The organism is Pseudoalteromonas sp. TAE79 (assembly GCF_000498015.1).
In the GTDB taxonomy this organism is placed as follows: Bacteria; Pseudomonadota; Gammaproteobacteria; order Enterobacterales; family Alteromonadaceae; genus Pseudoalteromonas.
Genome location: NZ_AUTL01000006.1, coordinates 1 through 4,199, shown reverse-complemented (window position 1 = coordinate 4,199; position 4,199 = coordinate 1). Strand labels below are relative to the sequence as shown.

The window sequence follows — 4,199 nt, the reverse complement described above, 5'->3', positions numbered from 1 at the left end:
AAATAGGTTACGATAATGACTATTATCGTAACCTATTTTATGGAGAGCCGCCCGGCGCTGAGGGCCTTTCTTAAAGAAAATTTTAAGCTCATTATTTTAATTTAATTGCATCATTGCACGTGTAGAATATAATAATGCGTTTAATAAAGGTTTATTCTATTTATACACCTCCACGTTTAAACATAGCGTGCAGACTGCCCGCCACTGTGTATAATTAGGGTAAGTCCAAAATAAACACAGAGTTGAGGTTAGCATGCACAGTTACGCCTATTTTTATAAAGATGAAACCAATGAGAGTTTTGAGTTTCAGTCAAAATATAGTGACAAATTGAAGGTAGAAAATGTTTTCTGTGACGAACCGGCAGTAGATGATGCGCGACCAAATTTAGAGGCCTTAATTGAAGTCATACATACTGGTGATATTTTGCACATTGACTCTCTAAGCTCACTCGGTACAAGTATGTCTGATGTGTTAATGACGCTGCATTCTTTTTATTTTGAAAACATAACGCTAAAAATTGAAAATGAAAAAGATAGTGAATTATTTACTTCAATAGGTGGCGTTAAAGCCTTTTCAAAGGTGGTTATTGGTATACAAGATTTACAAATGAGGGTTGCAAAATATAAAAGAATTAACGGCATTAAAAAGGCCTTAATTGAGGACTCATTGTTACCTGATTCAGACAAAGGATTAAGAAAGTATAAAGGAAGAATTGGTAAAAGTGATGCTGAAAAGTTAGAGGTTACGGGTTCGGTATTAAGTGGCGAAAGCCCTACCAAAACAGCAAATACCTATTCAATATCAAGAGGTTCCGTTTATAACTTCATGGACTCAATGAGCACTAAATACAGTGCCGAGCTCGAGAGCTTTAAATCAATGGTTACTAGTTCAAAATTTAGAGTTTTGAATGATTTTTGCTACGAGAATATTGAAGCATTAATCTTGGATATAGTCATATTCAGTAAGAACAATTCACACGCTGACGTGATGAATTTTATCTATAGTGACGACTTTGAGAATAATATTAAACCTAGAATTTATAGCGCTCAACCTAATCTCAGTCGCAATTTAGTATCGGACATAAATAAAATAAGCGAATATTCATTTACCCCGGCCCAATTAGATTTAGCCTTCAAATTGACTGATATTTTATTGGATTATAAAGTTGATAATATAAAGGAGCTGAAGTCTAAATTAAGCTCACCTGTAACCAATGGTTTATCGCAGTCACTTAGTGATATATCAACGCAAAGTAATGAAATCCTCCAGCGCATGCTAGACCTATTGAACTTAACTGGCGGGAGACTTGAAGAGCAAGTATCTGAAAAGTTGAGAGCATTAAATTTGGTTAAAGTAAGGAGTTCCAATACTCTTAGTAGCGAACAAGTTTTTGAGTCTTTATTCAAGTCTTTGAATGCAAGAAACTGGAAGTTAATTTATTTCTTCTTTGGCTTAGATGGCTAATTTAATTAATATTTATAGAAAATTAAGTTATAAATTTAAGAGTTTGCTTGCCGTTTTTTTAACGCAAGCAATCCTATTCCTATCGTGACCACTGCCAGTGCCAAAATCAATGCCGTCATTACTTGTATGGAACTCATTTTTACTCCCAATACCTCTATTAACTACTATTTTAAAGGTTAAATATAGCTTATTCGTAATAATTTAAACCTTGCTACCTATAAGGGGTTTTGCGCCCATCCCCTCGGAATTAACCTTAAGGATGTTATGTTAGAGGTTGCTTGAAGCCCAGTATTACGTAAAGTTACTCAACTAATCGCCCAACCGTTCATTTTTCAATTTCTTTGAAACTCGAATAACTGTTCGAGTTGATACGTTCGTTAGTTTAGCCGTATCTTGGATACTCAACTTATTGATCACTCTTAGCTGGTAGATCTTTTCATGGAGTTCTAGATCTGCTTGTCGCCCACGGTACTTGCCTTCTTCTTTTGCTTTTTTTATTCCTTCAGACTGCCTACGGCGTCGGTCCTGGTAATCTTTCCTAGCAATTGCGGCTAGCATGTCCATCATCATCGCATTAATGGCCTTAATCATCGAGCTTGTAAACTCATCGTTCATTTTGGGAGAAAAAACAATGTGGCTGGTAGGTAAATCCAAGCTAATCACTTTTAGTTCTTTTTTGTGTAGCATTTCTTTTAATTTGAACCAACTTTGCTCATCGAGACGAGAAAGCCGATCAATTTGTTCAATGATGATTGCATCACCAATTGCTGCATCATCGAGTAATCGAAGTAATTCGGGTCTTTGCAATGATGCACCTGATTCGTTTTCTATATACCAGCCAGCGACACGAAAACCCTTATCTTGAACAAAATTCAGTAAAGTGCCTTGTGCTCGTTTTGCATTCTGGTCACTGGTTGATGCTCTAAGGTATCCAAAAATGTACATAGTCTATCCTAAAGTGACATTTAGGTTATGATCTAATGATGTGTGACATTTAGGTTATGACAAAATTGGTATTTGTGTCAATTTTAGATAGTGACTCAGAAGTATACTCATATAGCAGTGCGTGTATACACAATTTCACGATGATCACTCTTTACTATTTATTACAGTAAAGAAATAAATTATGGCTAAAGTAAAAGCAAATTACTAACACAGGTAAATACCAAGCCTTGGGACTCTTTACTAAAAAAATGACATTTCTAAACCATTTTCTATAAAAAGAAATTCAATCAAATAAGAATACAGAAACCATTGTCAATGAATATGATCCACACAGTTGATATACGTCACAACCACGTGTAGTATCAAAGACTCACAATATTAACAGAGATGCTTATGAACATCCTCTCACCTAAAATACTTATTATTACGTATGCCTTATTTTTGTATGCTCCTGTCGCTCTTGGAAGCTCATCCAACGATGACAGCTCTGATGTCATTAGTGAAATCATAGACACACCTGCAACGGTTAAAGCTAACGGTGTTGTACGTGTGGGTTGGCAACGCGACGATGTACCTGTCATGGTTGACGGCATGAAACTTCCTACCCAGGCTGGGTTGGGAAGTTGGGCAGCCTTTAAAAAAATGCCTAGTGGCGGTTTTATGCTGATGGGTGACACCGTGGTATTTGAAGATGAGATCACGCCTGCGATGGATGCGGCTTTCGCGCACGATCTTGAAATCACAGCACTTCACAACCACTTTGTGTTTGATAGCCCTTCTGTTTACTTTATGCACATAGGTGGTCACGGGAAAAATCTTGAAAGGCTTGCCGAAGGCGTAAAAGCGATGTGGGATGCTATTAAAGAAGTTCGCAAAAAACACGCGAAACCAGTAGGTCGTTTTCCAGGCAGTGTCCCTGATATTACCGGAAAGTATAAAACTGCGGCACTTGAAAGCATTTTGGGAGCCGAGGCCAGTCTCAATGGCAAAGTACTCAAATTCACGTTTGAACGTATCGCTACAATGCATGGTACTGAATTTGGTGCGTCAATGGGATTGTCGACTTGGGCTGCTTTCTCTGGCAACAAAGAGCATGCGGTTGTTGACGGAGATTTCGCTATGACTGCTGAGGAAGTCCAAGCTGTGATGTATGCATTACGCCAGGCCAATATTCATGTTGTGGCTTTACATAATCACATGATTGGTGAAACTCCTCCCTATTACTTTTTGCATTACTGGGGCAAGGGAGACCCCGAGAAACTGGCACAGGGAATACGCTCAGCGTTGAACGCACAGAAATCCATCGCTAAATAATTACTAGTGTGTAAAAAGGGGTGATAAATTTATAATTTATCTCCCCTTAAATTATTAACTTAAATGAAAGAAAGTGCTATAACTGGTTTTTCTCCAGTTAAGTGTGAATAATTAATTCGAGTCGATTGAAAGATAGCTCAATTAATCCCCGTTAACGACACCGCCAGCCCAACCAGCGCCGATATGCCAATCACTTTCATCACATTCATTTTGTAACGGAATAATGCAATGCTCGCAGCGATGGCGATAATCGCTGATATCCATTCAAACTGCCCATCAAAACCGGTTGGCCACAAAATGTGATAACCAAAAAACAGGGCGAGATTTAAAATCACACCCACTACCGCCGCCGTGATAGCAGTCAGTGGTGCAGTGAATTTCAAATCGTTGTGCGTCGTCTCAATAAAAGGTGCGCCCGCGAAAATAAAAATAAACGAGGGTAAAAAGGTAAACCAGCTGACGATAGTAGCGGCTA

General features: G+C 38.2%; 4 protein-coding genes. 2 read left to right on the top strand and 2 right to left on the bottom strand.

The genetic code is table 11. The annotated features are described in order from the left end of the window. The first annotated feature begins 253 nt into the window (after nucleotides 1-253). Entirely contained in the window at nucleotides 254-1,465 is a 1,212-nt protein-coding gene (locus L655_RS0100090; protein ID WP_024603681.1) for a recombinase family protein, read from the top strand. Nucleotides 1,466-1,774: 309 nt separating this feature from the next. Here L655_RS0100090 and L655_RS0100085 read toward each other — a convergent pair whose 3' ends face one another. Further along, nucleotides 1,775-2,410 carry a recombinase family protein gene (locus L655_RS0100085; protein WP_024603680.1) on the bottom strand — a complete coding sequence of 212 codons (636 nt, stop codon included), beginning with the start codon at nucleotides 2,408-2,410 and terminating at the stop codon, nucleotides 1,775-1,777. 393 nt (nucleotides 2,411-2,803) lie between these two features. Between L655_RS0100085 and L655_RS0100080 the strand changes: the two genes are divergently transcribed. Beyond that, nucleotides 2,804-3,724, top strand: coding sequence for a DUF1259 domain-containing protein (locus L655_RS0100080; RefSeq protein ID WP_080670007.1), 921 nt, complete (start codon nucleotides 2,804-2,806; stop codon nucleotides 3,722-3,724). 137 nt (nucleotides 3,725-3,861) lie between these two features. On the opposite strand, the gene L655_RS0100075 is transcribed toward L655_RS0100080, so the two are convergent. Next, a partial coding sequence (locus tag L655_RS0100075; protein ID WP_029751504.1) for a chromate transporter occupies nucleotides 3,862-4,199 on the bottom strand: 338 nt, incomplete at its 5' end.

Coding starts and splice junctions, on each gene's coding strand:
- L655_RS0100090 (WP_024603681.1), top strand. CDS start 254: ATGCACAGTTACGCCTATTTTTATAAAGATGAAACCAATGAGAGTTTT.
- L655_RS0100085 (WP_024603680.1), bottom strand. CDS start 2,410: ATGTACATTTTTGGATACCTTAGAGCATCAACCAGTGACCAGAATGCA.
- L655_RS0100080 (WP_080670007.1), top strand. CDS start 2,804: ATGAACATCCTCTCACCTAAAATACTTATTATTACGTATGCCTTATTT.